The sequence below is a fragment of the Lysinibacillus sp. K60 genome (assembly GCF_019731275.1).
Taxonomy (GTDB): Bacteria; Bacillota; Bacilli; order Bacillales_A; family Planococcaceae; genus Lysinibacillus; species Lysinibacillus capsici.
Genome location: NZ_JAASJR010000007.1, coordinates 189610 through 215994, shown reverse-complemented (window position 1 = coordinate 215994; position 26385 = coordinate 189610). Strand labels below are relative to the sequence as shown.

28 protein-coding genes and 2 riboswitches are annotated in these 26385 nt (G+C 39.7%); of the genes, 19 read left to right on the top strand and 9 right to left on the bottom strand.

Annotation, left to right across the window (positions count from 1 at the left end):
• Positions 1–57: 57 nt before the first annotated feature.
• Positions 58–1302 carry a methyl-accepting chemotaxis protein gene (locus HCH28_RS16580; RefSeq protein ID WP_221682292.1) on the top strand — a complete coding sequence of 415 codons (1245 nt, stop codon included), beginning with the start codon at positions 58–60 and terminating at the stop codon, positions 1300–1302.
• A gap of 246 nt (positions 1303–1548) precedes the next feature.
• Here the strand turns inward: HCH28_RS16580 and HCH28_RS16575 are convergent, their stop codons facing one another.
• Positions 1549–1827 carry a hypothetical protein gene (locus HCH28_RS16575; RefSeq protein WP_255601633.1) on the bottom strand — a complete coding sequence of 93 codons (279 nt, stop codon included), beginning with the start codon at positions 1825–1827 and terminating at the stop codon, positions 1549–1551.
• Between the two features lie 101 nt (positions 1828–1928).
• On the opposite strand from HCH28_RS16575, the gene HCH28_RS16570 reads away from it, so the two are divergent.
• On the top strand, positions 1929–2309 hold the full coding sequence (locus tag HCH28_RS16570; RefSeq protein ID WP_221682291.1) for a PH domain-containing protein: 381 nt from the start codon (positions 1929–1931) through the stop codon (positions 2307–2309).
• Positions 2310–2471: 162 nt separating this feature from the next.
• Here HCH28_RS16570 and HCH28_RS16565 read toward each other — a convergent pair whose 3' ends face one another.
• Positions 2472–3239, bottom strand: a complete 768-nt coding sequence (locus HCH28_RS16565; protein WP_221682290.1) for a GNAT family N-acetyltransferase — start codon at positions 3237–3239, stop codon at positions 2472–2474.
• Between the two features lie 247 nt (positions 3240–3486).
• Positions 3487–3670: riboswitch (cobalamin riboswitch) on the top strand.
• Between the two features lie 227 nt (positions 3671–3897).
• Between HCH28_RS16565 and HCH28_RS16560 the strand changes: the two genes are divergently transcribed.
• Positions 3898–4653 carry a hypothetical protein gene (locus HCH28_RS16560; protein ID WP_221682289.1) on the top strand — a complete coding sequence of 252 codons (756 nt, stop codon included), beginning with the start codon at positions 3898–3900 and terminating at the stop codon, positions 4651–4653.
• Between the two features lie 140 nt (positions 4654–4793).
• Here HCH28_RS16560 and HCH28_RS16555 read toward each other — a convergent pair whose 3' ends face one another.
• Entirely contained in the window at positions 4794–6731 is a 1938-nt protein-coding gene (locus HCH28_RS16555) for an elongation factor G (protein ID WP_221682288.1), read from the bottom strand.
• Between the two features lie 182 nt (positions 6732–6913).
• Positions 6914–7100: riboswitch (cobalamin riboswitch) on the top strand.
• Positions 7101–7263: 163 nt separating this feature from the next.
• Here HCH28_RS16555 and HCH28_RS16550 point away from each other — a divergent pair.
• The 3 genes from HCH28_RS16550 (at position 7264) to HCH28_RS16540 (ending at position 11045) form a co-directional block, all read left to right on the top strand.
• Entirely contained in the window at positions 7264–8256 is a 993-nt protein-coding gene (locus tag HCH28_RS16550; RefSeq protein ID WP_221682287.1) for an ABC transporter substrate-binding protein, read from the top strand.
• Between the two features lie 51 nt (positions 8257–8307).
• Positions 8308–8985, top strand: a complete 678-nt coding sequence (locus HCH28_RS16545) for a precorrin-3B methylase (RefSeq protein WP_221682286.1) — start codon at positions 8308–8310, stop codon at positions 8983–8985.
• Between the two features lie 71 nt (positions 8986–9056).
• Positions 9057–11045, top strand: coding sequence for a S9 family peptidase (locus tag HCH28_RS16540; RefSeq protein WP_221682285.1), 1989 nt, complete (start codon positions 9057–9059; stop codon positions 11043–11045).
• 241 nt (positions 11046–11286) lie between these two features.
• On the opposite strand, the gene HCH28_RS16535 is transcribed toward HCH28_RS16540, so the two are convergent.
• Together HCH28_RS16535 and HCH28_RS16530 are read right to left on the bottom strand one after the other, a co-directional pair.
• Positions 11287–12483, bottom strand: coding sequence for a class I SAM-dependent rRNA methyltransferase (locus tag HCH28_RS16535; RefSeq protein WP_221682284.1), 1197 nt, complete (start codon positions 12481–12483; stop codon positions 11287–11289).
• Between the two features lie 62 nt (positions 12484–12545).
• A complete protein-coding gene (locus HCH28_RS16530; protein WP_221682283.1) occupies positions 12546–13463 on the bottom strand; it encodes an alpha/beta hydrolase in 918 nt (305 codons plus the stop codon).
• A gap of 160 nt (positions 13464–13623) precedes the next feature.
• Here HCH28_RS16530 and HCH28_RS16525 point away from each other — a divergent pair, with 160 nt between their 5' ends.
• The gene (locus tag HCH28_RS16525) at positions 13624–14100 is read left to right on the top strand and encodes a dihydrofolate reductase (protein ID WP_221682282.1); all 477 of its coding nucleotides are present in this window, start codon (positions 13624–13626) and stop codon (positions 14098–14100) included.
• A gap of 59 nt (positions 14101–14159) precedes the next feature.
• Positions 14160–14654: an HIT family protein gene (locus HCH28_RS16520; protein WP_221682281.1), complete on the top strand. Its 495-nt coding sequence runs from the start codon at positions 14160–14162 to the stop codon at positions 14652–14654.
• Between the two features lie 14 nt (positions 14655–14668).
• On the opposite strand, the gene trhA is transcribed toward HCH28_RS16520, so the two are convergent.
• Positions 14669–15304 (bottom strand): PAQR family membrane homeostasis protein TrhA, encoded by a 636-nt coding sequence (trhA, locus tag HCH28_RS16515; RefSeq protein WP_016993322.1) that lies wholly within the window; start codon positions 15302–15304, stop codon positions 14669–14671.
• 275 nt (positions 15305–15579) lie between these two features.
• On the opposite strand from trhA, the gene HCH28_RS16510 reads away from it, so the two are divergent.
• The 5 genes from HCH28_RS16510 to msrB all read left to right on the top strand — a co-directional run bounded on the left by HCH28_RS16510 (position 15580) and on the right by msrB (position 19278).
• The gene (locus HCH28_RS16510; protein ID WP_202342112.1) at positions 15580–16422 is read left to right on the top strand and encodes a DegV family protein; all 843 of its coding nucleotides are present in this window, start codon (positions 15580–15582) and stop codon (positions 16420–16422) included.
• A gap of 373 nt (positions 16423–16795) precedes the next feature.
• Positions 16796–17725, top strand: a complete 930-nt coding sequence (locus tag HCH28_RS16505) for a GDSL-type esterase/lipase family protein (RefSeq protein WP_255601626.1) — start codon at positions 16796–16798, stop codon at positions 17723–17725.
• A gap of 4 nt (positions 17726–17729) precedes the next feature.
• Positions 17730–18311 (top strand): YpmS family protein, encoded by a 582-nt coding sequence (locus HCH28_RS16500; RefSeq protein WP_004230217.1) that lies wholly within the window; start codon positions 17730–17732, stop codon positions 18309–18311.
• A 12-nt stretch (positions 18312–18323) separates the two neighbouring features.
• Positions 18324–18857, top strand: coding sequence for a peptide-methionine (S)-S-oxide reductase MsrA (gene msrA / locus HCH28_RS16495; RefSeq protein WP_221682279.1), 534 nt, complete (start codon positions 18324–18326; stop codon positions 18855–18857).
• Complete coding sequence (msrB, locus tag HCH28_RS16490) at positions 18850–19278, top strand: peptide-methionine (R)-S-oxide reductase MsrB (RefSeq protein ID WP_048395692.1); 429 nt, start codon at positions 18850–18852, stop codon at positions 19276–19278. The genes msrA and msrB overlap by 8 nt, the downstream gene beginning before the upstream one ends.
• Before the next feature lie 685 nt (positions 19279–19963).
• Here msrB and HCH28_RS16485 read toward each other — a convergent pair.
• Positions 19964–21805: a methyl-accepting chemotaxis protein gene (locus tag HCH28_RS16485; RefSeq protein ID WP_103118074.1), complete on the bottom strand. Its 1842-nt coding sequence runs from the start codon at positions 21803–21805 to the stop codon at positions 19964–19966.
• 248 nt (positions 21806–22053) lie between these two features.
• On the opposite strand from HCH28_RS16485, the gene HCH28_RS16480 reads away from it, so the two are divergent.
• Positions 22054–22272: a YozE family protein gene (locus HCH28_RS16480; RefSeq protein ID WP_221682278.1), complete on the top strand. Its 219-nt coding sequence runs from the start codon at positions 22054–22056 to the stop codon at positions 22270–22272.
• Between the two features lie 111 nt (positions 22273–22383).
• Positions 22384–23091, top strand: coding sequence for a purine-nucleoside phosphorylase (gene deoD / locus HCH28_RS16475; RefSeq protein WP_048395686.1), 708 nt, complete (start codon positions 22384–22386; stop codon positions 23089–23091).
• Between the two features lie 658 nt (positions 23092–23749).
• Here the strand turns inward: deoD and HCH28_RS16470 are convergent.
• The gene (locus HCH28_RS16470) at positions 23750–23908 is read right to left on the bottom strand and encodes a hypothetical protein (protein WP_202342117.1); all 159 of its coding nucleotides are present in this window, start codon (positions 23906–23908) and stop codon (positions 23750–23752) included.
• Between the two features lie 66 nt (positions 23909–23974).
• Here HCH28_RS16470 and HCH28_RS16465 point away from each other — a divergent pair, with 66 nt between their 5' ends.
• Both HCH28_RS16465 and HCH28_RS16460 read left to right on the top strand, forming a co-directional pair.
• On the top strand, positions 23975–24364 hold the full coding sequence (locus HCH28_RS16465; protein ID WP_221682277.1) for a hypothetical protein: 390 nt from the start codon (positions 23975–23977) through the stop codon (positions 24362–24364).
• A gap of 24 nt (positions 24365–24388) precedes the next feature.
• Entirely contained in the window at positions 24389–24796 is a 408-nt protein-coding gene (locus HCH28_RS16460) for a helix-turn-helix transcriptional regulator (RefSeq protein ID WP_221682276.1), read from the top strand.
• Between the two features lie 147 nt (positions 24797–24943).
• On the opposite strand, the gene HCH28_RS25115 is transcribed toward HCH28_RS16460, so the two are convergent.
• On the bottom strand, positions 24944–25129 hold the full coding sequence (locus tag HCH28_RS25115) for a GNAT family N-acetyltransferase (RefSeq protein ID WP_255601622.1): 186 nt from the start codon (positions 25127–25129) through the stop codon (positions 24944–24946).
• Between the two features lie 315 nt (positions 25130–25444).
• On the opposite strand from HCH28_RS25115, the gene HCH28_RS16450 reads away from it, so the two are divergent.
• Complete coding sequence (locus HCH28_RS16450; protein ID WP_221682275.1) at positions 25445–25897, top strand: hypothetical protein; 453 nt, start codon at positions 25445–25447, stop codon at positions 25895–25897.
• A gap of 105 nt (positions 25898–26002) precedes the next feature.
• Positions 26003–26377, top strand: coding sequence for a hypothetical protein (locus HCH28_RS16445; RefSeq protein WP_221682274.1), 375 nt, complete (start codon positions 26003–26005; stop codon positions 26375–26377).
• Positions 26378–26385 lie beyond the last annotated feature (8 nt).

The window sequence follows — 26385 nt, the reverse complement described above, 5'->3', positions numbered from 1 at the left end:
GGATTATTCAACTATAATAATGGTATGGAATACATATTTTAGTTGGGGGAATTTGGAATGAGTTTACGAAAAAAGAGTTTACTTGGCTTTTCCGCTTTAAATGTTTTAATGATCGTTATTTTATTTATCGATTTAGCCAATGTAACAACATTAGATTGGTTTTCTACCGTGTTAACAATTGTAGGAATCGCTATTACACTATCTTACACAGTGTATGTCCACTACAAAGTGATACAGCCTATCAAACAAATTACAGAGGCTGCACAAGCAATTACGGCAGGCCAATTAGATACAGTTGTCATTGAGGTTCGTGACAATAGTGAAATTTCTCAACTAGCAAAATCCTTTTTAGAGATGCAGGAACAGTTACGAACAATGACACAAAAAATTGCGCACAGCTCTACAGATTTATCAGCAAGCATCGAGGAATTATCTGCGAGTACGAATGAAATTACGCTTGCTGTGGAAGAAGTAGATCAACAAATGGATAAGACTTCTGAGGGCTTGAAGCAAGCAGCACAATCGGCTAATGATAGTGCTAAATCTATGCAAGAAACCGTTGATGGAATTGAGCGAATTACAGTAGCCACACAAGATGTGTTTGTGCATGCGAAAGATGCTAGCGAGATAGCAGGAAATGGTGCAAATATTTTACATGTGGCAAAAGAGCAAATGCAATTTATTTCCTCTTCAACAGAAAAAACAAGTGGATTGATGCAGCAATTATCCCTTAAAATGTCAGATATTAAATCAATGACAGATATGATTACGGCCATTACAGATCAAACAAATCTACTAGCATTAAATGCGGCCATAGAAGCAGCGCGTGCTGGAGAGCATGGTAAAGGCTTCGCCGTTGTAGCTGAGGAAGTGCGTCAATTAGCAGAACAATCCAAGCACTCTGCTACGCAAATTGTAGATTTAGTTGTAGGAATAGAAAGTGATACAAAACAAGTAGCCTCATCAGTAGAAGATGATTTGAAAAATGTTCAACAAGGAGTTTATGTCATTGACGAAGCGACAAAATCATTTGGCACGATTTCACAGCATGTTAGTCAGATGACAAGTCAGCTTGAGGATATTTCGACGACAGCTGAGCAGCTTTCAAGTAGCGCCAATGAAGTAGCATCCACTGTGACAACCATAGCAGCTGGCATGGGCAAGCTATCGAATTATACAGAAGCTGTGTTACATTCAATGGACGAGCAAACAGCCTCAATGCAAGCAGTTAATCATGTCACACAGGATTTAAGTGTCCAAGCGGATAACTTACAAAAGTTAACTAACCAGTTTCAGGTTTAGGCAATGAAAAGTATTTTTCTAGGTTTTTTAAGCCTAAAATAAGCATCTTCATCAATACTACGAAAAGCCACAAAGTAGAAATGATGGACCATAAAAACACTTTCCTAGAATACATGGAAAGTGTTTTTATGGTCGAACCAGCGCAATTAGTTTCCCAGTGAACTCCTCAGATAGTGTGTAGATCGTATGCGTATCCTCGACATGCATCAAACTACTGTTTTGACCTTTATCACCTAACCAATGATGCTAGCCATATTTGTTTCCTGCCTTGTCCACTATTTGTACATTATGTTCTGGTGAAGCCATATTGACGGTACCCTCGTTTTTGACAGCTGTTGCAATGGCTTGTTGGAATAGTGTAAGTAATTCTTCATCCTGATATTTTTTACTAAAATCACGGTTTATCTTGCCAAATTCAGCACGATTAGAAATGCTGACCTTAGCTAAATCATCATCTGGTTTTTCATTACATCCTAGTAAAACAACGGCTAGTAGAGACACTAAAGCAACTATCATTATTCGCAACCACTCACCCCCTCAATAGGCAAAATAATACCACCATTTCCTGTCGTAGCTCTCACTTCTTTGTAATACATTAAATAAACGAGAGCGAAAGGGGACAGATAGTGGGCTTATTTGATGGATTGATCGGCAATGCAAGTGAGGTGAATTTAGAAAAACTACAGGAGGAGGTCCATGATTTATTAATTCCAAATGAGACAGTCAAGAACGCCTATAAAATTATTAGAGACACGTTTATTTTTACCAATAAACGATTGATCCTCATCGATAAGCAAGGAGTGACTGGCAAGAAAACGGAGTATCATTCTATTCCCTATAAAAATATCGTGCATTTTTCAGTAGAAACAGCTGGAACATTTGATTTAGATGCAGAGCTCAAAATATGGGTGTCTGGCAGTTCATTACCGATTCAAAAAAACTTCAATAAGGCGACAAATATTTATAAGGTGCAAAGCGTCTTAGCACAGTATGTGTTGGGGACGTAATGAAGGTGCTAATAGTACATGTGCACAACCAAAAGCCCGCAAATATGCGAGGCTTTTTTGTCGTGCCAGAAAAGGACGGCGTAAGGGATTTTAAGTCGGCTTCATGATTACGGTAGGCTCGAAAATACTGATAAGCGTAAATAAGAACGCCTTGCCGAAGTCTTATTCAAAGACAATCATTTCTCCGACTTCTTTAAACCCGAAGCGTTTGTATATATTCTTTCCATCCTCTGATGCCTGTAAGACTACGGGCTTTTGCTTATCAATTGTTTGACTGAGTAGGAATTGAAACATCTCACTGCCATACCCCTTGCCCCCATACGCATCTTTTGTCATCACATCATAAATCCCATAGCTATGTTTACTGTCTATTAATAATCCCGTAGCGATAGGTATTTCCTTTAAACAGCCAATAAACATTCGAGCATTTGATGCTAACTTTTCCTGTGAGAATTTATGAAAATAAGTTTCTAATGCATCTCTTTCTGCTGTTTCTCCAAATAAACTTAGAAAAACTTCCTTATATTGTAGAAGCTCTTCCTTGTTGCTTACTTCTGTGATGGTAAGATGATTGGAAATTCGTGGACCTGTGCGAAGTGTATGGTCAAGCTTCATCATCATATTTCGTTCAGCTTCCTGTAAATTGCAGTCTTTTATCAGCTGTAGCCAATCATCGCTTAGATAGTTGGCATCCACCCACGTGCTGAAAGGAAGTTTATTAACAATGAAATGATTAATCCTTTGTTTAAGATGATTTTCCTTATGAATCATAGGCGATTTCACTACTAGCAAATTAAATGTATCAGTTGGAATGTTCGTGTTGGCTATGACAAAATGAGCTTCCTCTATAATTTGTCCAGAAACAGCTTGAGTAAATAGTTTCATTTTTTCCTCTAAATTACTCGTCACTAAATGTTGACTTGCTTTCATATCTTTCATCCTTTCACTATTAGTAGTGCGCACTATCTTTTATTATAGAGTCATTGAAAGATTAAAAATACGGAGTTCACCGTTTTTATATCCTCCCATAATTTTCAGAAAACAATCAGGCACGAAAAGCAAGGATGATTAGTAGTTTGGAAAATATTATGATATTTGACTTTAGAAAAATACTACTTTACAATTGATTTTAGTAATCTAATAGGAATGTGGCGTACACTAAATTCCTATGACAACTGAATAGCGTGTAGTAATAGGTGTAAATTGCGTGCAATTTGCTTAAAAGGGAAGTCGGTGCGAATCCGACACTGTCCCGCAACTGTAAATGTGAGCGACTTTTCAGCAACCACTGTCAAATGATGGGAAGGGGAAAAGTGGCGATGACCATGAGTCAGGATACCTGCCTAGTTACGAGTACACACCATAAACCTACGAGGAATAGGAGGTGGCATGTTGACAAAACAGAATACTCTGTTCGTCACAGTACGTCAAACGCCCATAGTAAATGAAAGGGTTCACAATCGAACTCGTTCACACATACTTAGGGTTTGTTTGCCATTGTGTGATGAAAGAAGATAAAATGAAGGATTTCCTCTAAAGTAGGGAGTCCTTTTTGTTTTGAAAATATGTACGCAAAGGGGATGCACGTATGACAAATTTTCATGTAACGACAACGTTGGAAACGCCTTTTGAAGATCTGAACATTTGTAAGCAACCACGCACAGAAGTTGCCAAGAAAGCGAAAACAAGAATGGTGGTCGAATCTCTAATCGATCAATTATTAGCAACGAAGCTGATTCGCAATGATCGCTTCTTTGAGCAAATCTTATATAATAAAGAAATTATTTGGATACAAAATGGGGATGTGGACGGTCATCTTTTAGCGAAAGCAGCCATAGCAGATGAACTGAAAACAAAGACGAATAGCTTTATGATGTACATGCCGACCAATCCGATTGTCTATGAGGTCAATGGAGAAGCGTATCACTTAATTACGCGCATTGATTCTACACGCGCAAAGCCCAACCTTGACCGTCTCTCATTGGCGCCAAAGCCTGTTTTAAGTGCCGCTCGTGTCAATGACTTATTATGCTCGATTGTTATGCGCTTTTACGAAACGTATTTACACGATTTAGCGCCTCACCATGACAAACTCATCGCATTTGTACAGCAGGAATATGCCCAGTTTATTGAAGCAGTGCAAGCGTTAAATGATTATCATTTCAACTGGCATCCACGTGGCAACGGTCACGAGCTTTTACTGCAATTAATTGATCATCTACAACTTTTAAAAAGTCAGCCAGGTAAGGTACTAATTGATTTTACAAACAAGCATGACTACGTGATAGTTGAACCCGCTTATTTGATAGACAAACCAACAAAGAAGGCTGTCGGTGCACTATAAAACCAAGCCCTCCATTTTTTGGAGGGCTTGTTTTGATCTTGCGCTATGAATATCCGCGAAAGCAGGAAAAATACCCGCGCTAGTGCGACGAATACCCGCGAAAGCAAGTAATGCCTTCACGCGAACAAAATCACCCCATCCTACAGGCAATGCATGGCTGCCTGTGCTTCTTGCCATGGAACCGTATACCCTTTGCCCTTTGCACAAAAGATACTAGAGGAACTATACTCAGGGTCTGCATTTTTATCGTAGCCAATCTGTGCAATCACATCCTCTGTATTATGGCACACATCATAGCCATCAAATTGGAGAGTGAGTGCACCTTTCCCATTTGTATAGGCGGCAAAGGTTGTACTGTAGCTCATTAAAGTGGCAACAGGCGCACGACCTGTTAGGATAACATCCGTTTCGGATAAAATCGGGTCATCGAATGTGCCTGCTGCTTGCTGAATATCATTCATCATACGGCCGATAAAGTCGTTTGAAGCCTTCATTTTAAAGCGATAATAGGGTTCAAGTAGGACATTTTGTGCCTGCTCCAGCCCCTGACGCAGTGCACGGAAACTGGCTTCGCGGAAATCTCCCCCCGATGTATGTTCATTATGCCCGCGACCTGTTAGAAGTGTAAAATGAATATCTGTTACAGGGAAGCCTGTCAGTAGCCCATGATGGTCACGCTCAAACAGATGCTTTTCAACAAGGCGCTGATTGCCTAAAGATAAATGATCTGCATGACAGGCATTGCTGAAGGTATTACCTGTTCCACGTGGATTTGGCTCCATTAATAAATGAACTTCGGCATAATGCTTGAGGGGCTCGAAATGACCATAGCCTGTTACGGGGGTCGCAATGGTTTCCATATATAAAATTTGCGGCTCACCAAAGGAGACAGCTATTGAAAAACGCGTCATGAATACCTCTGTCAGGACCTCTAATTGAATGACACCCATAATATGCACATGGATTTCCTGAAATTTTTCCAGCCAGACCACACGCAAGGACGGCTCTTCTGCTTCGAGTAAACGGAAAAACTGGAGCACTTCCTTGATATGCTGATCGCCCTCATATTGAACCTTTGCCTGTAAGGTTGGGACAAGCTCATAGGGCTGGGATAGCATCGTTGTACCGATTCGATCCCCAATGTTTGCCTGGCTCAGCCCTTTGACAGCGAAAATTTCTCCCGCCTCTACCTGTTGAACGGTCTCATAGCGACTGCCGTTATAAAGGCGAATTTCAGTTACTTTTTCTGTTACTTCGCTAAATGAAAATTCATCACGCACATGCAATGAACCCTTGACCGCCTTCATAAAGGTTAAACGCTGGTGACCATCATGACGAATTTTAAAAACCTCTCCCTCAAACGGGGCAACCTTGTCAAAATCGGTACTCGTTAACAGCGGGAGCTGGTCAAGAAATTCCTGAATGCCCTCATCCTTTAAGGCAGAGCCAGCAAAGCAAGGGAAGGCACATTCATTTTTAATCATTCCCTGTAACTGAGCAAGACACTGTTCATGCTCCAATGACTCATTCAGAAAGGCATCAAGCAATTTTTCGTCGCGCTCCGCTAGCCATTCCATGATGCTATTTGACACATAGTCTGCTCGCAGTGGCTCATCGATGAACAATACATGCTGTGAGCAATCTTTGCGAAGCTGCCTGATGACAGCCTCCACATTGGCACCTTCACGATCTATTTTGTTGATAAAGAAGAAGGTAGGGACATGGTATTGACGTAAAAGTTGCCATACTGTTTCTGTATGGCCTTGTATCCCTTCGACAGAGCTAATGATCATAATGGCATAATCCATCACACGAATGGCACGCTCCATCTCAGGGGAGAAATCGACATGCCCTGGCGTATCAATCAATGTGTATGTATCATCGCCAATGCGCATACGCCCCTGCTCGGCAAATATCGTAATGCCTCGTCTGCGCTCCAGCTCGTGATTATCAAGAAAGGTATCCTGATGATCAACTCGACCACGGGCTTGGATACTATTTGTATGAAAAAGTACTTGCTCAGAAAAGGTCGTTTTCCCTGCATCCACGTGCGCAAGTACACCAATTGTTTTGTACATAAGAAATCCTCGTTTCTATAGAATGCTATCTTTTTATTGTAACAGAATACTAGCTTCTATATTTCTTGTAAAATAGTTCGTCTTTATGTCGAAATAGTGCTAATATAATGATGATTATACTTTTAGTGTCATACTACTGATTGCGCGATAAATATTCTTCTGCTAGTCTATCAATAGTATTGACCATTATAGAACGTATTGGTGCAAATGGCATTTGTCATTTGCTTAAAAGGGAAATCGGTGCAATTCCGATGCTGTCCCGCAACTGTAAATGGGGAGTCTATACAGCATGCCACTGTAGTGAAACTATGGGAAGGCGTATAGATGATGAACCTAAGCCAGGATACCTGCCAGTATGTATTTTTTGACTAAGAACCACGAGGATGGGGATAGTGATACAGGTAATATACCGTTATTTCACTATGCTACTCTCTTGGCGACAAGAGGGTTTTTTTTATGCCCTTCCAAACACCTGGGTAGTAAAGAAATCTCTGATTTCTTTCTATATTTTAACAACAAAGGAGAAAAGGACATGAAGAAATGGAAAAGTATATGGCTAATGATGATCATTGCCTTGGTCGCTGTTTTAGGGGCTTGTAATGCAAAAGACAAAACGGAATCAGCAGCACAAGGTGAAAAGGTTGAGCCATCTGAGGCGGCAGCCGAAGTAACCATTGAAAACAATGACACAAGTCAAACATATACGGAAGCACCAACAAAAGCGATTAGCTTAAATCAGCATGTGACAGAAATTATGCTAGCACTTGGCTTAGAGGATTCTATGGTAGGGACAGCTTACTTAGATGATAAAATCTATGAGCCACTGCAAGAGGCATACGACAAAGTCCCTGTGCTTTCCGATCAATACCCAACGAAGGAGCAAGTCATTGATGCCGAGGCAGATTTCCTATATGCAGGCTGGAAAAGTGGCTTTGGCGAAAAGGGTGTAGGCACACCAGAAGAGCTTGAAGAATTAGGCATCCATACGTATTTACATACGGCTTCCAACATGACAAAGCCAACATTAGAGGATATTTTCACTGATATTCGCCATATCGCGAAGATTTTCCGTATTGAGGATCGTGGCGAAGCTTTAATTGAGCAAATGACGAAAGATGTAGAGGCAGTACAAGCTAAATTACCAAAAGATAGCGAAAAATTACGTGTTCTTGTGTTTGATAGCGGTGAAAAGGATGTATTTACAGCTGGTCAAAACTTTATGAATGAGCTGGTGACAATCGCGGGTGGTCAAAATATCTTTGGTGATGTGGAATCAGGATGGACAACTGTGTCGAAGGAAGATGCAGTAGACCGCAACCCAGAGGTAGTTGTCGTGATTGATTACGGTGAAACAACGGCAGACCAAAAGATCCAATTCTTAAAAAATGATCCAGCATTGAAGGAGATGGAAGCGGTCAAAAATGAGCGCTTTGTCATCCTGCCACTTTCAGCAGCGTCTGAAGGGGTTCGTGCAGCAGAGGCCATTGAAATTTTAGCCAAGGGCTTCTATCCTGAAAACTTTTAATCCATTCGAGCTAGCGTTTTGCTAGCTCCTTTTTTATAAGGAGCGATAAAAATGAACGCATTTCAAAAAAATGTACCAGATCAAACATTTGAAACACTAAACCGTCATGGTGAGTTTACCCGTCTAGCCGTTAGCCCTGGCATTATTAATAAGCATTATACGCCTGCACAATTCCAAAAAATAGCCGAAATTGCTGGCGAAAAGGGGGCGATAAAATATTCTGCTTCCTATAGTATACTCGTATCCATACCAACGTGCGATGCCACAGAAGCGGTGCAAGCCTTACAGGAAGCAGGTCTTTATGTTGCTCCCTCTGGTTCAATCATAGCCATGAAGGCCTGCGATTTTTGTGATGGGGAGAAAATGGAGGCTGCGCCGATAACCGAACAGCTCTATCATGCTATAGAGGGGATGAAGGTACCTGCAAGAGTGCGTGTCAATATTAATGGCTGTGCATCAGCTTGCTACAATGCAGTCTATGATGATATTGGACTCGTTTACCAACAAAAAAGCTTTGATGTCTATTTAGGGGCAGTACCGATGGGAGCAAAGGCACAGGCTGGTACGTTATTCGCTAAGAGGGTAGACGTCACACAAATTGAAGATTTTTTACTGCACCTGATCAACCTATATAAGGAGCATGCTCGCCCAAATGAGCCCTTTTACAAATTTTATCGCAGAACAAAGTCCGCAGAATATTGGGAACTAGTAAAAAATTCAATTAAATAGCAGGAATATTACTTAGGGTGTCGAAGTATTGTAGTAAGGCACAAAAAATTACAATACAAAGGAGCAAGAACATGACATCGAAACAAGGGATTCAACCAGAAGATCTTTATCGCTTAAAATCAGTAGCAGATCCACAGCTTTCACCAGATGGGACAGAGGTAGTTTATGTAGAGACTCGTATGGACGAGAAGAAAAATGACTATATATCGAATTTGTTTTACATAAACTTGAAGGACAAAACACCACAGCAATGGACATTTGGTGAAGATAGAACGAGTTCCCCTGTTTGGTCACCAGATGGCAGTCAAATTGCATTTTTGTCAACGAGAACAGGTAAGTCACAAATTTATGTTCTTTCGAAAGCAGGTGGAGAGGGAAAACAGGTGACACATTGTAAAAATGGAGCGACATCCCCTGTCTGGTCACCATGTGGCAAGAAAATTGCTTTTTCAGTCGTGCTAGGGAAAGATGAAACCATCCTAGATAAAGCGGAGGATGAGAAGAAAAAGGATAAAGAACTAAAGCCACTAGAAATCGAGAAAATGAAACACAAATCGGATGCTGGTGGATTTATTGATATGGAGCAGTTTACCCATATTGCCATTGTCAATGTGGAATCAGGAGAGCTAGAACAAGTGACAGAAGGCAAAGAGTACTTCCATCTGGGTACTTGGTCGCCAGATGGCAAATACCTTACGTATTTAGCAGATAAAGCGGAGGATTTAGATTTCTCATTCAATGTGGATATCTATTTATTGGAGTTTGAAACGAAACAGAGTCACAAGCTAACAGAAGGTTCGGGAGCATATTACCAAACGGCTTGGTCTCCGAATAGTCGCTATCTTTCTTTTGTAGGAGGAGAACGTGAATTTGAAAATGCCACACAAGCGAAGCTTTGGATTTATGACATGGAGCAAAAACTACTAAACTGTGTAACAAGTGAATTTGATGCGCCTGTCGGTGATTTTGTCATCGGTGATTTCCTGCAAGGTGTAGCGTCACCACGTGTGCAATGGATGAATGATAATCATAGCTTCTACTTCCAAGTCACAGATCACGGCAATGCGGCGATCTATTACGGAAATGTAGATGGCGAAATTTACCCAGCTATCCATGATGATCAATATGTTTATGGCTTCTCACTTGATGCGCAAAACGATCAGGCTATTGTGGCTATTAGCACAACGACCAATCCAGGCGATCTGTTTTATGTGAACCTAAAAACGGGTGACACAGAACAGTTGACGTCCATTAATGAAGAATTTTTAAAGACCAAAACATTAGCTGTTCCAGAGAGTATAGAATTTGAAGGTGCAGAAGGCTGGAAGGTCAATGGCTGGATTATGAAGCCAGTTGGCTATGAAGCAGGGAAGAAGTATCCTCTCATTCTTGAAATCCACGGTGGTCCACATGCAATGTATGGCAATACCTACTTTAATGAATTCCAAATCCTTGCTGCACAAGGTTTTACAGTGCTTTACACTAATCCGCGTGGTAGTCATGGCTATGGCCAAAAATTTGTTGATGCAGTACGTGGCGATTATGGTGGTAATGATTATGCGGACTTAATGGCAGCGGTAGACTACGCTCTGGAGCACTATGATTTTATTGATCAGGATCGTCTAGGAGTAACTGGTGGAAGCTACGGTGGTTTTATGACTAACTGGATTGTGGGCCATACAAATCGCTTTAAAGCAGCTGTGACGCAGCGCTCCATTTCGAACTGGATTAGCTTTGCTGGTGTCAGTGATATCGGCTATTACTTTACAGACTGGCAAATTCAAGCAGGACTCGATGATATAGAGAAGCTATGGCATCATTCGCCGCTGAAGTATGTAGACAAAGTGGAGACACCATTATTGATTTTACATGGTGAAAAAGACTATCGTTGTCCAATTGAGCAGGCAGAGCAATTGTTTATCGCCTTAAAGTATCGTAAAAAACAAACAAAATTCGTGCGTTTCCCTGAGGCCAATCATGAACTGTCAAGAAGTGGAAAGCCCACATTGCGAATTAATCGACTTGAATATATTCGTGATTGGTTTGTAAAATATCTATAATAGGGTGGCCTAAGAAGAGAATATCTTCTTAGGCTACTTTTAATAGAAAAGCCCTGTATGATTGTTTATAACGATTCAATCTTTTGAAAAACCTCATGGTAAAGGATTTGTTCACCTTTATTATAAAGGTACCAAACATCTTCTCTACTTGCTTTATAATTATATAAATAAATTGTTGTATAAGAACCGTTATTTAATGATACAGAAAAAAGAATCACAGCATGGTGTGATTCTCGATTGGTTAGTCGATTTTCTGGATGAACACGACCTTCAGATAATTAAATTCAGGGTATTCACGTGGTACACGGAAATCTTTTGGTAAACCATATTCCTCAACGATTTTATAGCGTGTATGAGTCTCTTTAAAGGCTTGGTCGATAAAGCCTTTGAACTTTTTCATGCCGAAGCTGGCATTATTTGTGGAAGCCACAATGATGCCGTTTTTAGCGGTAATGGCAATCGTGTCCTTTAGTAATTTAGGGTAGTCCTTTGCCGTTGAAAAGGTCATTTGCTTCGTACGTGCAAAGCTAGGTGGGTCTAATACGACAAGGTCAAACTGTAAAGCATGACGCTGTGCGTATTTAAAATAATGGAAGACATCCATGACTTTTATATCCTGTGCCTCATAATCAATATGATTGACACTAAATTGCTCAATCGTTTTGGCTAGACTACGCTTTGCCACATCTACACTCGTTGTCTTGATGGCTCCTCCTAGAGCGGCTGCCACAGAAAATGCTCCTGTATAGGAAAAGGTATTCAGCATATCTGTATTGTTGGCATAACGCTCACGAATAGCCAATCGTACCTCACGCTGATCGAGAAAAATCCCTGTCATCGCGCCATCGTTTAAATGCACAGCATAGGTCATACCATTTTCCTTCACCATGATAGGAAATTCTCCTGGCGTGCCCATCACAAAATCATCCTGCTCGATATACTGTCCTTTGGTATCAAAGCGTTTTTTCTCATAAATCGCTTGGTAGTCCACTGTCTCAGCAAGCGCCTCATACACCACTTCTTTAAATGAGTAAATGCCCTCACTATACCAGCTTACCATATAGTAACTGTTAAAAAAATCAATCGTGAGACCGCCAATGCCATCTCCTTCACCATTAAACACACGAAAGGCTGTTGTGTTTTCATTGCTAAAAAATGCAGCACGATTGTCGATGGCTTTTTTGAATTTTTTTATAAAAAAAGCTTTATCGATTGTTTCATTCGGATCGGTCGTTAGCACCCAGCCAATCCCTTTGTTTTGGACGCCATAGTAACCTGTTCCAATAAAACGGTTATGGTGATCCATGAGCTTGAGGAGTGTTCCTTGCTCAGCAGGTAAACGTCGTGCATCAACCGCATCTTTTGAAATAAGTGGGAAGCCTTTTTTTAATTGATCAGAAAAGGGCTGTTGTATTTGTAGAGCTATTGTTTGTGTCATAGTGTCATCCTTTAAAAAACGTTTTGCTCTATTATCGCACTGTTTGCATGGGATAGCCAAACTTATTTCAGGAATTGCGCAATTTTTGTCACGGTTTCAATCGTTGCGTCTTCAAAATAATTCATTTTACTGAAATAACTATGGATTAAACCTGACATTGTAATATGTTCCACTACCACACCAGCAGCCTTTAACTTCTGTGCATAGCTTAGACCCTCATCAAAGAGTACATCTGCCTCTGCAGCTATAATAAACGTTTTCGGCATGTTACGGACTTCCTCTAGCTGAAGAGGGGACACAAGTGGATTTGTGAAGTTTGCTTCCTCTGTATAGTGATGAGAGAACCACTGCATGGCTTGTGTATCTAAGCCGTAATCTTCACCATATGCCAGATAAGATACTGTTGAAAAATCGACATTTGTAACAGGATAGATGAGTGTTTGAGCGTGTAACGATGGTCCCTCTAGTGCAGTAGCTAAGTATGCAACCACAGTAGCCAAATTTCCGCCAGCACTGTCCCCAGCAACTGATAATCGACTTGCATCGCCACCTAAGGCTTCCATATGATCGTGCACCCACACTAAGCTATCGTAGGCATCATGTAAGGGTATTGGGAAAGGATATTCAGGTGCTAAGCGGTAATCCACTGATACCACAATCGCCTGTGCCTGGTCTGCTAATAGCTGGCAGCCTGCATCAACAGATTCTAGATTGCCATAGACCCAGCCTCCACCATGATAATAAACAATAACAGGTAATGTTTTACCGAGTACAGGCGTATAAAGCCGAACTGTAATTTGTTCGCCATCTCGCACTGTAATTTTGTGATCCTCAATGGATGCTAGCTTCGGTTTGTGTGCAGCTTGCCATTGTGTAACCGTCCGCATGGCTCTCGCTTCCTGCGGTGAAACTTTGTAATAAGGTGTACCAGTACGCTGAGCTTCTAGATATTGAACAGCTTCTTTTCTTAAAGTTATCATCTTCATCATTCCTTTATTGAGAGGTTTGTTATTCTTATTATAAACTATTCATATAATTTTAATAGGATTTAGGTGTAACAAATGTTTATTTATTTAAAAATAGGTGAAATAAGCGCATTATGTTTATAATAAAAGGGACGAAAGTATTTGGAGGGACAGTATGATTTCTTTAATTGTGGCACATGATGACAATCACGTCATCGGATATAACAATGGGATGCCTTGGCATTTACCTGGGGATCTGCAGTATTTTAAACAAAAAACAATGGGCAAGCCTATGATTATGGGACGTAAAACATTTCAATCAATCGGTCGACCACTTCCAGGGCGACGCAACATCGTCATTACACGTGATGAAAACTATCAGGCAGAAGGCATTGAAACTGTGACTAGCTTGGAAGAAGCTTTAGCGCTAGCTGGAGATGTACCTGAGGTGATGATTATTGGCGGCGAGCAAATTTTCCGTTTAGTGATGGAGATAGCTGATCGCTTGTATATCACAAAAATTAATCACGCCTTTCAGGGAGACACCTATTTCCCGAGCTATGAGCAAGATTTTGTTCAAGTCTCTTCAGAGGAGCCTGAAACAGCCCCAGAAGGCTATACATTCCAATATCAAATATTTGAACGAAAATAACAGCGAGAGAAGTACGGTTTTGTAGGACCGTCCTTCTTCTGTAAGTAGGGGGAATATTGATGCGTAAAATAACCTTATCGAGTGGAGAAATTGCACATGTTGATTGTTTGAGCTGTGCCATCACTAGTGGACAGGTAGCACCCAATGGAGGAGTAGTGATTGAAACAGATTATTTTCACGCTCACCAAGATGTAGCGTATCCTATCAAGGGATTAGTCATTTTAGCCTCCAAGCGTCACATTCATTGCTTTGATGAATTAAACGATGATGAAAAAATGGACTATATCAACCTCTTAACAACAATCAGAAAGGCTCAAAGGGAAGTATTGGACATAGAATACGTTTATTATTTTTACAATGAAGATACGACCCATCACTTCCATACTTGGATGGTGCCACGCTATGAGTGGATGCATGCATTTGGGCGATCCGTGGAATCCTTAAGGCCAGTTTTACTTCATGCTCGAAATCAATTGAATCATGAAGAGAATGAAAAAGAGGTAAGGGAAGACATTATGTTTTTAAGAGAATACATAAAAAATCGCTCCATATGATGGGAGCGATTTTTTTATAAATAGAAGTACACACAGGCATACATAGACGCACAGCCCGCTAGTACAAAGAGATGCCATATCGCATGATTAAAGGGCAGAGAGCGCCATGCATAAAAGATGGCTCCAATCGTATAAAATAGCCCGCCTGCTAACAGTAAAGCAAAGCCATGTAAACCTAAATACAGATAAACGGGCTTAATGGCAAATATAATTAACCAGCCCATGCCAATATAAAAAATTAAGGAAAGTACTTCAAAGCGATTAATAAAGAAACATTTAAACAACACACCAAGCACAGCCAACGACCAAATAATACATAGTAGCGTCAATCCAAGGGTACCACCAACGGCAATTAATAAAAACGGCGTATAGGTGCCGGCAATTAAAATATAAATGGACGAATGGTCCAAAATAGCGAAAAAGTGTTTATATTTTTCTGGCATACTGTGTAGTAATGTAGACATTAAAAACAGAATGATGACAGACGCACCGAAAATGCTGAAGGTTGTAATATGTAGGGCATTTCCTGTTTGTACGGCTGCTAACAGTAGAACAACCAGTGCCGGAATACTAGCAATGAAACCAATACCGTGTGTTATGGCATTCCACAGCTCTTCCCTCCATGATTTATAGTCAAATGAATCAACCATTTGAAACACTCCTTTCGTTCATACATTTACTATACCCCAATAATTTATAGATGAACATTTACATTTGTCATATAGTTCATATCAAAAATGTCATAAGCCTGTCATATTCTTTGAGGGGCATTGATAGACAGGAGGTAGGTGAAAACGCTATAGTATCCAAGGTAGCGTTTACATGCGAGCTAGGACAGAGCTTTGCCTAATGACAAATGTCATGTTTACATAATGATTCATTAGTCTATATAATAAATTTTAATGAAGTAAAAGGATGTGTCGAAGTGAGACGAATTCATATAGTAACGGACTCAACTTGTGATTTAACAAAAGAAGAAGTAGCACAACATGGCATACATATCGTGCCCTTAACGATTCAAATTGATGGTCAAACATATACAGATGGAGTGGACTTAGAGCCACAATCTTTTTTAGGCTTAATGAAAAATGCAAAAAATTTACCGAAAAGTTCACAACCAGCACCAGGTAAGTTTAAAGAATTATATGATGAGCTCGGTAAAGATGGCGATCAAATTATCTCCATCCATATGACTGGCGGTATGAGTGGAACGGTAGAATCAGCCCGTCAAGCAGCACAAATGACAGATGCTGATGTGACAGTCATTGACTCACGCTTTATCGCGATTGGTTTAGCTATCCAACTACGAGAGGCAATCCGTATGCGAGATGAAGGCGCCACTGTGGAGGATATCGTGGCACGTTTAGAAAAGGTACGAGACAATACACATTTATACGTTATTGTAGACACGCTCGAAAACTTAATCAAAGGCGGTCGAATTGGTAAAGGAAAAGGCTTTATCGGTTCTCTCCTAAACATCAAAGTCATTGCCAACCTTGAAGGTGGCGTATACAATCCTGTGTCAAAGGTACGTAGTCATAAACAAGTAGTCAATTTTTTATTTAAACAATTCCAAGCAGATACAGCTGGAAAAACAGTGAAGGCAGTCGGCATTTCCCATGCAGATGGCCTAGTAACGATGGGTAACCCATTAAAAGCGCTGATCGAAGAAACCGGCTTTAACGATGTTGAAATTGCCTTTACATCTCCAATCATCTCGACACACACAGGTCCAGGAGCAATTGGTTTTATTTATTTTGCAGAATAATAAGAAGGAGCTACTACATAAGTAAATGTAGTGGCTTTTTTTATGCGTGCTTCTCCTAGCAACTTTGACAAGAGGGATGAGCAGTTTTCGACTAACTATGAGCGTCCTCAATAAAAATGTGATCACTTTGCTAACAAAAAAGAGCGGCTCCAATCAAATTGTGAGCGTTTTCCACCAAAGAAGAGCAGCTTCAATCAAACAGTGATCATGGTGCCACCAAAAATAATCAGAAATCTTCCTAATTATTTATCATTATTGAGTGAGGAAATTTGGCAAGAGCACAAAATTATGGAGAACTAAGGGTAAGTCACTTTTCATTGCGACATGAACTATTCTATAATAGAAGTAATAGAAAGGGATGGAAGGTGGTCAAATGGACATTTGGCGATTTATGTTGTCATGTTTGACCGTCTTAGTACTAAGTGGTTGTGCAATATCAATCGATGAACCGAATCCGCAAGCAGAACCTGAAGGTGAGCAAGCAGGAACGGAGCAAGATATACCGCAGGATGAGCAACAAACAGAAGATGAGGAAAAAACATCTAAGAATATGTTGACGCAAATTTTTGAACATTTTTTTGAGCCATCAGCAGAGGATTTATCGCAAATTGATGAAGAACAAGCAAAGCAACTACATTACTTGGCACTGGGAGATTCGTTGACAGATGGTGTCGGTGATGAGTATAGTCAAGACGGTTATGTTGGAAGATTAGCAGATTCATTGCTCGCATGGCCTTCGATTTCGGATGTAGAGGTTGATAATCGGGGCAAACGTGGTAGACGCAGTGATCAGCTACTAAAATTAGTGAAAAAAGGGCATTATGATGAAGAGATGCAAGAAGCCCAGCTAATTTCCTTAACAATGGGTGGCAATGATGTCATGAAGGTCGTCAGGCAGGATTTATTTAACCTGAAACGTGATGCTTTTGATAAGGAATTATTGGCATACAAGGAACGTTACAGCAAAATCGTAGAAGGCATTCGTGCTAAAAATCCGACAGTGCCCTTATTACTCATTGGTTTTTACAATCCTTTTTCGATTGTAACCAATGAGGCGAATGAATTTGATACGATTATCACAGAATGGAATAATGTGATTGAGGAAGTAGCCAGCAAGGATTCCAATGCTTGTTACGTATCAGTAGAAGATTTGTTTGATTCAAATGAAGAGCTCGTCTATCATACAGACTTTTTTCACCCGAATGCAAAGGGGTATGAAAAAATGACAGAGCGTATACTAGCAGCAATGGAGCAGTGTGGTATGGAAAAAAAGATTAACAAGGCAATAGGCTTCGAGGAGTGACAAAATGAATAAATGGAAAGTCGCGTTTTTCGCCTTAGCGGGCACAGTGCTTTTTGCAATCCTCCTCGTCGTTTTTTTAGCAACTAGACCAGTGGATGATGTCCATGTTGCGAAGAGTTCAGCAGGTGAAAGTGAAAGCAAAGGGAATGTACTCGTGGTGCAAACCACAACAAAGGAATTAGAATCGATATCAAAAAAATACCTAAAGGATGCAGCGAAAGGCTCTCCTTTACCACTGGATTTCACAATTGGGGATGATATTCAATTACGTAGCACACTAACGGTATTTTATACGGAAATCCCTATTTCCATGAATTTTGACCCCATTGTGGATGACAAGGGAAATATTATTTTAAAACAGACAGGCATGAATGTAGGGTTATTAAACATTCCACCAGAAACGACAATGAAAATCATGCGCGATTCGGTGGAATTTCCCTCTTGGATTACCGTGAATCCGAATAAAGCAGAAATATATATTGATTTATCGCGTATTAACATTGCCTCTGGTTCACGTGTACGTGCTAAAGAGTTGGACTTACCAAAGGATAAAATCTTATTGGAAATTATTGTTCCTGGTGAATAAGGAGTGAAATGAATGGCAAAGCAATATGCAACATTTGCGGGAGGCTGTTTTTGGTGTATGGTCAAGCCTTTTGACGAAACACCTGGGATTGATTCCGTAATCTCAGGCTATACAGGTGGACATGTTGAAAATCCTACCTATGAACAGGTTTGCTCGGAAACAACAGGGCATGTGGAAGCTGTACAAATCAAATTTGATGATGAGTTATATAGCTACGAGCAGCTACTTGCGATTTATTGGACTTTAATTGACCCAACAGATGCAGGCGGGCAATTTTACGACCGTGGAGAATCCTACACAACGGCTATTTTTTATCATAACGAAGAACAGCGTGAGCTAGCTGAACGTTCAAAGTCGGATTTACAAGCGTCTGGCAAGTTTGATAAACCAATTATGGTAAAAATCTTACCAGCCACTACGTTTTATACGGCTGAGGATTATCATCAACAGTATTATAAGAAAAATCCAATGCACTATGAGCGCTATTCGATTGGATCAGGTCGTCGAGCGTTTCAGGAGCAACACTGGGGGAACAAACATGAATAAGGAACAACGTTTAAAAGAATTAACAGAGATGCAATACTATGTAACACAGGAAAATGGCACAGAGCCACCATTCCGTAATGAATTTGATGACCATTTTGCAGAAGGCATCTACGTAGACATTGTGTCTGGCAAGCCTTTATTCAGCTCACTCGATAAATACAATTCAGGCTGTGGCTGGCCAGCTTTCACAAAGCCGATTGAAAAAGAACAGGTAACCGAGCATTTCGATACATCTCACGGTATGCGTCGTGTGGAGGTACGCAGTAAAGAAGCGGATTCGCATCTAGGACATGTTTTCCCAGACGGCCCAAGTGAGCAAGGCGGCTTACGCTACTGCATTAACTCAGCAGCGCTTCGATTTATCGCAAAAGAAGATTTAGAAAAAGAAGGCTATGGCGAATACCTAGCACTATTTAAATAGTAAAAACCTAGCAAGGTAGCTTCTTGCTAGGTTTTTTTGTGGTCATGACACAGCAGTTTAGAAGGATAGAATGCTCAAAGTGAGGGATAGCCCCGCAAATTAGGGGGATAGCTCTCAAATAATTGGATAGAAATCTGAAAGTGGAGGATAAACCTGAAAAAGTAGGGGATAGAATGCTCAAAGTGAGGGATAGCCCCGCAAATTAGGGGGATAGCCCCACAAATTAGGGGGATAGCTCTCAAATAATTGGATAGAAATGTGAGAGTGGAGGATAAACCTGAAAAAGTAGGGGAAGAATGCTCAAAGTGAGGGATAGCCCCGCAAATTAGGGGGATAGCTCTCAAATAATTGGATAGAAATCTGAAAGTGGAGGATAAACCTGAAAAAGTAGGGGATAGAATGCTCAAAGTGAGGGATAGCCCCGCAAATTAGGGGGATAGCTCTCAAATAATTGGATAGAAATCTGAAAGTGGAGGATAAACCTGAAAAAGTAGGGGATAGAATGCTCAAAGTGAGGGATAGCCCCGCAAATTAGGGGGATAGCCCTCAAATAATTGGATAGAAATGTGAAAGTGAAGGATAAACCTGAAAAAGTAGCGGATAGAATGCTCAAAGTGAGGGATAGCCCCGCAAAGTTAAGGGAGAACCAATAAAAAATTGGTTCTCCCTCTCTCTTTCAGTTCGCTTAAACTTTAAACTCGCTCACGAGGTTGCGTAGGCTATCTGCTTGTTGGGCAAGCTCAGTGGCTGCGGCGTTGATTTCCTGCATGGATGCGGAGCCTTGTGTGGCTGCTGCCGCAGATGTCACGGTGTTGGCCGCGGATTGTTCTGCGTAGGCATTGACATGAATGAAGTCACTTGCCACCGCATTGCTATTTTCAAGCGTTGTTGCAATTTTATCCACCATGGCCGCGATGATGGACGTTGTTTCTTCGGTATGCGATAAAATATTGGCTAAGGATTGATTTGTTTCGTTTGTTACTTCAACGCCTCGGATGACCGTTGTCACACCCTCGTGATTTTGAGCAATGATGGATGTGACCTCATCTTGGATGGATGTGACAATCGATGTCACCTCTTTCGCTGCACTTTGGGATTGCTCTGCTAGTTTGCGAACTTCATCGGCTACGACAGCAAATCCTCGTCCATGCTCGCCAGCCCTTGCCGCTTCAATCGCCGCATTTAAAGCGAGGAGATTCGTTTGCTCAGAAATGGCCGTGATCGTACCAATAATGGACGTAATATCCGCAGATTTACGACCCAACGCCTCCACAGTAGATGTTGTAGAAGCCATTGTTTCTTCAATGGATTGCATGACGAGTGATGATTGCTCCACAGAGCGGCTACCCTCATCGGCTGCTTGCTGCATGGCGATAGAGGCACGATGGACAGCACTCGCTTGCTCATTTAATTGATGCATTGAATGCTCTAAGTCGCTCATTTTTTGCTGCGCACTATTCATACTGGAAATTGTATTGTCACTATCACTCGCAATATCTGCTGTCGCATCCGCAATATCCTGAATGGTACGCGCATTTTCATCTGCTAAGGACATTAGCTCCTGACTGCTGCTTGATACATGATCCGCCAACTCACTTACGCGTCGAATTAAGTTAGAAATCGACTCAATTAACGTATTTGTCGAGGCTGCAATAATCGAAAATTCATCACGATTACGTACATTTACACGTCTTGTCAAATCGCCTCCTGCTTGCGCAATATCAAGGATAGAGTCATTAATCGCCTGTGTATTACGTTTTAATGATTTAAATAGCATAAAGCCAAAAATTACAATCGCTAAAAAGCCAACGATTGAAACGAGAAAGAATGTAGTGATAGAAATATTTACCTGCTGGTTAAGCTTGTCTAATTTTGTTTTATTGGAATCGTCCATGACAGTATTAATGGTCTCAATGTTTTGATCGATATGCGTTTTCATTGTTTCCCCAGTAGCACCCATCATCAGTTTACGAGCCTGCTCAAGACCGAGCTCATCACGCATTGTCATGACTTTATCTGAATAATCAAGGTAATTTTTATAATATTGCTCGATAGCTTGCATATGACCGAGTTCCACTTGTCGATCTTGAAATTGATCTTTCAAAGCGGCTAGCTTTTTATTAATGGTATCTATTTTTAAATGATAAGAAGTAGAATAAATGCCGTTACCCGTAATTAAATACGATTGCTCTAAATTGGTCAGTCTAGCAATCTCATAGGCAAGTTGATTCACCGTTAGTTGCTCCTGCACATTTTTCTTTGTGAAATCTTCCATTTGGTGCTGCAAGTTTTGTATATTGACATAAGACAATATACCCATAATACCGTTAATTACAATAAGAAGTGCAAACATAATAAGCACTTTACCCCGAATTAAATGGTAAAAACGTTGTCGTTTTTCTTTAATAGGAGGGGGATTTTTCCCAGTTTCCCCTTGTGTAGAAGCTTTCCTCTTCTTAAAAAAGCTAAAAGTAAAGAGAGACGGGCGTTTTTTCGCTGTACCATGGGTTTTTTTAGTCTTTTTCATCGCCATCACCTTCCTATTTTTTAAATAATCGATTTCAATTTTATCTTATTTTGCTAGATTTTTCTATCTTTATTTCTAAAAATTAAAATTTTTCAGATAAAATAACTATGACAAAAGTCAGGATAGACTATGAAAATAGTTCTAAAATCATAAGTGGATAAAATATAGTAGTAGTGGAATTTATGACGAATACAATTTTTTTTGATACACTAGCGAAAAGCCAATGCGTAAAAAGGGGAATTTGTTCGATGAAGAAAAGTTTTTATTTATATGTCCTAACCTTTCGAGGTGGCGATTGGTCTGACCCTAAAGTACGCTTTGCAGAGGAAGTGTTTCATGAGCATAATTTTCCAAAGCAGAGCACAGACTTTAATGAGTTGTCCGACTATATAGAAACCTATGCAACGGAAAACTTAACAATCCAGACCTTTGATACTTTGTGGTCACTTTATGAGGAACAATCATAATTGTACGAAAACTATAAATAATTTTGTAGTTGCTAGACGTCTAGCATTGCGTAAATGACAGAAACACAGTATTATTTATAGTGATAACTGACAGAAAAGAGGGATTGCAGTATGAGTATTCATATTAATGCAAAAAAAGGTGAAATCGCTGACACAATTTTACTTCCAGGAGATCCATTACGTGCAAAATACATTGCGGAAACATTTTTAGAAGATGTAATTTGCTACAACGAAGTACGTAATATGTTTGGATACACTGGTACGTATAAAGGAAAACGTATTTCTGTACAAGGAACTGGTATGGGTGTGCCATCTATTTCAATCTATGCAACAGAATTAATGCAAGAATATGATGTTCAAAAATTAATCCGTGTAGGTACTTGTGGTGCAATTCAAAAAGATGTAAAAGTACGTGACGTGATTTTAGCACAAGGAGCAACATCTGATACACGTATGAACCAAATCATCTGGGGCGGTGCTATCGATTTCGCACCAATCGCTGACTTTGATCTTTTATTAAAAGCATACAATGCAGGTAAAGATGCAGGTCTTAACTTACAAGTAGGGAATATCTTCACAGCAGATTTATTCTACTCAGATGAGCACCAAAACGAAAAATTAGCTCAATACGGCGTACTAGCGGTAGAAATGGAATCAGCAGCTCTTTACACATTAGCGGCAAAATTCGGCCGTAAAGCACTTGCTGTTCTAACAGTAAGTGACCATATCATCACAGGTGAAGTAACGACTGCTGAAGAACGTCAAACAACATTCAATGACATGATCGTGGTAGCTTTAGACGCAGCGATTCAAGACTAAGCGTATCAAGGATTTATGGTTTGGATTTAATATCAAAGGACAAACCTTTACACGAATTGCCTGTTAGGTGACTGAATAAATCAGAGCCTAATGGGCTTTTTTAGTGTCCCGTCAAACTTTCACAAACAAGCCATATGAATTTAATGAATGATTAAATGGAACGTTGTGAGAGACATGCTAGAGGTTTTCGAAGTGATTGACGTGGCATTTACAAATGGACTTGTGCGTAATTTTAAGCACAAGTACCTAGTTTGATGCATGACGGGAAATTGTTTCAAGTGTCGAATGGTTGATGAAATCTCTTATGTACGTTTTAATTTTTTATTGATTTCCTCTAATTATCTGGATTGCCTTTTTTATTGCTTAGTTGTACGGATAGCAAACCAAAGGAAAAAACAATTGGAACTAGAGAAAATAGTAACCAGAAAATCGAGAAAGCACTAATTAAAATATCTCCTGAATTATAAGTATTCATAAAACAAATCCTACTGCTTTTAATCTATTCATCATGAAGTATCCTCTCTAAAAAGAACTACCTTTTTTCCTGGTTAGCTGAAAACTCTATCGTAACATAGTAAGGTGTATGAGTTAGTACAGAGGTGGTAAGTAGATAAAAGTTGAGATTTACTAATACCGCAGGCAATAATAGGCCTATTAATTAGTGTTTTTTTCGCTCAATTGTTTTCATTAGCATTAAACAGGTAATGCTTATAGATGCAATTACATACCATACTGTTTTAGATGTATCACCCCAAGAGTTAAGCGTTGCAATAAAAATCATCATTAGTAATAGAGCGTAAACTAAATAATGTCGCATATAATAACCTCCAAATAACCCTCTATAAAGAAATCATAACATAGCAAAGTATTAGTTGGAAGTAAAATGGTAAATAAAGAAATAAGGTTTACTTCAGCTACAGTAGGCTGCAAGATAAGCTCAATTGTTTCAATTACGAAGGAACTTACAACAAACCGAAGCAGCCCTTTAGCAGAGTTTTGCGAGGCTATACGGTTTGTTGTAAAGCAGTGGAATTTATTCATGGATGAGCAAAACACGCTGCTCTATGTGGCTGATACAGCCCATTTGCCAGGGTATAGACAGGTTATGGAATTTCCTCGATATACAGAAGGACTGCTGAAAAATTTGTTGGAGCAGTTTCAGCAAACACAAAAGGTAAATGCCACTCCTAAGCTCCATTTGCTACTGCATGAGTTGCTTGATACGATTTTTGAAAGAAAGAATATCGATATCAGTTTTGTGACACATGATTAAGCGATTCAACAGGCAGTTACCTATATGAAACAACATTTTGAAGCACCGCTAACTCGCTCTTTTATGGCCAACCTCACTGGTTTTAACGAAAGCTATTTCTCCTCATTGTTTAAGAAGGAAACAGGTTGGAGCTATGCAGAATATGTTAATCAAATTCGAATTGCTCAAGCAAAGCATATGCTACTTGGCACAAATGACAAGTTGCAGGATATTGCTTTGAAAACAGGATTCGCAGACGGCTCGTATTTGGGAAAAACGTTCAGCAAATATGTACATCTGTCACCTAGTAGTTTTCGCAAGAGGAAGCATACGAGCCGTATAGTAAGTATACAATTAAAAGTCACTTGTGATGAATGGCCTTTGTTGTTGAAAGATAATTACATATATTTGTCAATCATCTCTGAAAACATTTTCCTTATTTACTTTGACTAGAAAAATCAATTTTATTACACTAGTTTTTCTATAGCTTCTTCGATATCTTTCCATTCGTACACTAACTCTTCTAACACTTTCCCACCAATTGTAATTTCCAAGCTTTTTATAAGCTACGCCCCATAATGTTCATAAAAATAACGTGTTTTATTCTATAGCTAAGACTTCAACAAATATAGTTTGATAGATCTTTTGATGAAAGTAATGAAAGATTTCCTTCAGCAATTGTTTTCCTATCCCTTTTCCGTGATAGTCTTCTAAAAGATAGAGCGTTTCTACATAATTGGAATAGGGTAGGGGTTGAGTCTCTTTTACTTGCAGATGTGAAGCCAATAATGTCGCCTAATTCATTTTCAGCTACTAGGACATACTTCGTTTTGTAGGCAATTTGTTGTGTCCAACATTGCGTTTTTTGTTCGTAGGATAATTTACTTTAATATTTTGCTGGCACAATATGCTTATAGTTTGTTCACCAACTATCAACATGTACTTTTCCAATACCTTTCGCATCTTTATAGTTGCCTTTCTAATGATGAAATTTATCACCTCCTATTAAATCTTTATAAACAGAATGATAACATCTTCTATAGTTTATTTACTTAATAAGGTAAAATATGAAATGTATAGGTTTATAGAGGGGGTATATTTTTGAAAAATAAGTATATGTGTACGATTAAAATTAATTTAGAGGGTGGAGATATTCAATTTGATGTGTCAAATGATGAACAACTTTTTAGTTTTAGATCTGGTTTAGCCTTTATAGCCATCCCGCAATTTTTCTCCACGCTCACCCGTTTTTATCAAGGTAATACAAATGAAGTAATGATAGATTGTCACGGAAACTATGATTACTATATTTTTTCCTGCGATGGTGAATACATATTAATTGAACATAAAAGTCATTATCCTATCGAAAGAATCTTTAATTATCAATTTTCTCTTAGGGGGTATATGGAGGCTATAGATCAAGGCTTCAAAAAATATTTGGAGCAGTTAGAGAATGAAGGCATCTTCCCATTTGAAAATCAAGCATTTGCTGATCCATTAGGGGAAGATGTTTTAAACGCTTTCTATAACTTTTCTTCATTATTAAAAGCTTGAATAGCAATGAAAAAAATAAACGTATGACCGCTTCAAAATAGAAGCTCTCTTTTACAGATAAATTTTAGCAGCCGATTCTTAACCAGACAAGGAGGAGAGTGAGCTTTGAAAAAAATAGGTTTACTAATAGCAGCTCTTTTCGTAGTAAGTGCGGTCTTTATTGATAGCAATAAATTATTATATCCTCCTTTGCCAATCGATTCCCTTACACCAAAGGAAGCCATACAAAAATTAAATGCATCCTCCTTCGATTTAGTGGCGCTCTCCAATGATAAGAAGGCAACTTGGTACCTCACAGCCCTCTCAGCTAGGGGCATACAGAAGGTAGACGAGGACATTCAGCAAATGATGGCTAATGAAGGATGGGCATTTCTTGAAAAAGAGGGGAGCGGTCTATTTTTCGAAAAAAATGATGAACGTTCCATTGTGACGACGGAAATGTGGACGAAGCAGTATGTGCTTGTTCAAATTCAGAAATGAGGTGCTCA

What these genes read in the sequence shown, in the direction of transcription:
- HCH28_RS16485 (WP_103118074.1), bottom strand. Translation starts at nt 21,805, where the DNA reads ATGAAAAAGACTAAAAAAACCCATGGTACAGCGAAAAAACGCCCGTCT.
- HCH28_RS16545 (WP_221682286.1), top strand. Translation starts at nt 8,308, where the DNA reads ATGAACGCATTTCAAAAAAATGTACCAGATCAAACATTTGAAACACTA.
- HCH28_RS16530 (WP_221682283.1), bottom strand. Translation starts at nt 13,463, where the DNA reads ATGATAACTTTAAGAAAAGAAGCTGTTCAATATCTAGAAGCTCAGCGT.
- HCH28_RS16525 (WP_221682282.1), top strand. Translation starts at nt 13,624, where the DNA reads ATGATTTCTTTAATTGTGGCACATGATGACAATCACGTCATCGGATAT.
- HCH28_RS16470 (WP_202342117.1), bottom strand. Translation starts at nt 23,908, where the DNA reads ATGCGACATTATTTAGTTTACGCTCTATTACTAATGATGATTTTTATT.
- msrA (WP_221682279.1), top strand. Translation starts at nt 18,324, where the DNA reads ATGGCAAAGCAATATGCAACATTTGCGGGAGGCTGTTTTTGGTGTATG.
- HCH28_RS16480 (WP_221682278.1), top strand. Translation starts at nt 22,054, where the DNA reads ATGAAGAAAAGTTTTTATTTATATGTCCTAACCTTTCGAGGTGGCGAT.
- HCH28_RS16540 (WP_221682285.1), top strand. Translation starts at nt 9,057, where the DNA reads ATGACATCGAAACAAGGGATTCAACCAGAAGATCTTTATCGCTTAAAA.
- HCH28_RS16580 (WP_221682292.1), top strand. Translation starts at nt 58, where the DNA reads ATGAGTTTACGAAAAAAGAGTTTACTTGGCTTTTCCGCTTTAAATGTT.
- HCH28_RS16555 (WP_221682288.1), bottom strand. Translation starts at nt 6,731, where the DNA reads ATGTACAAAACAATTGGTGTACTTGCGCACGTGGATGCAGGGAAAACG.
- HCH28_RS16500 (WP_004230217.1), top strand. Translation starts at nt 17,730, where the DNA reads ATGAATAAATGGAAAGTCGCGTTTTTCGCCTTAGCGGGCACAGTGCTT.
- HCH28_RS16460 (WP_221682276.1), top strand. Translation starts at nt 24,389, where the DNA reads ATGAAACAACATTTTGAAGCACCGCTAACTCGCTCTTTTATGGCCAAC.
- HCH28_RS16505 (WP_255601626.1), top strand. Translation starts at nt 16,796, where the DNA reads ATGGACATTTGGCGATTTATGTTGTCATGTTTGACCGTCTTAGTACTA.
- HCH28_RS16560 (WP_221682289.1), top strand. Translation starts at nt 3,898, where the DNA reads ATGACAAATTTTCATGTAACGACAACGTTGGAAACGCCTTTTGAAGAT.
- msrB (WP_048395692.1), top strand. Translation starts at nt 18,850, where the DNA reads ATGAATAAGGAACAACGTTTAAAAGAATTAACAGAGATGCAATACTAT.
- HCH28_RS16520 (WP_221682281.1), top strand. Translation starts at nt 14,160, where the DNA reads ATGCGTAAAATAACCTTATCGAGTGGAGAAATTGCACATGTTGATTGT.
- HCH28_RS16465 (WP_221682277.1), top strand. Translation starts at nt 23,975, where the DNA reads ATGGTAAATAAAGAAATAAGGTTTACTTCAGCTACAGTAGGCTGCAAG.
- HCH28_RS16550 (WP_221682287.1), top strand. Translation starts at nt 7,264, where the DNA reads ATGAAGAAATGGAAAAGTATATGGCTAATGATGATCATTGCCTTGGTC.
- HCH28_RS16565 (WP_221682290.1), bottom strand. Translation starts at nt 3,239, where the DNA reads ATGAAAGCAAGTCAACATTTAGTGACGAGTAATTTAGAGGAAAAAATG.
- trhA (WP_016993322.1), bottom strand. Translation starts at nt 15,304, where the DNA reads ATGGTTGATTCATTTGACTATAAATCATGGAGGGAAGAGCTGTGGAAT.
- HCH28_RS16535 (WP_221682284.1), bottom strand. Translation starts at nt 12,483, where the DNA reads ATGACACAAACAATAGCTCTACAAATACAACAGCCCTTTTCTGATCAA.
- deoD (WP_048395686.1), top strand. Translation starts at nt 22,384, where the DNA reads ATGAGTATTCATATTAATGCAAAAAAAGGTGAAATCGCTGACACAATT.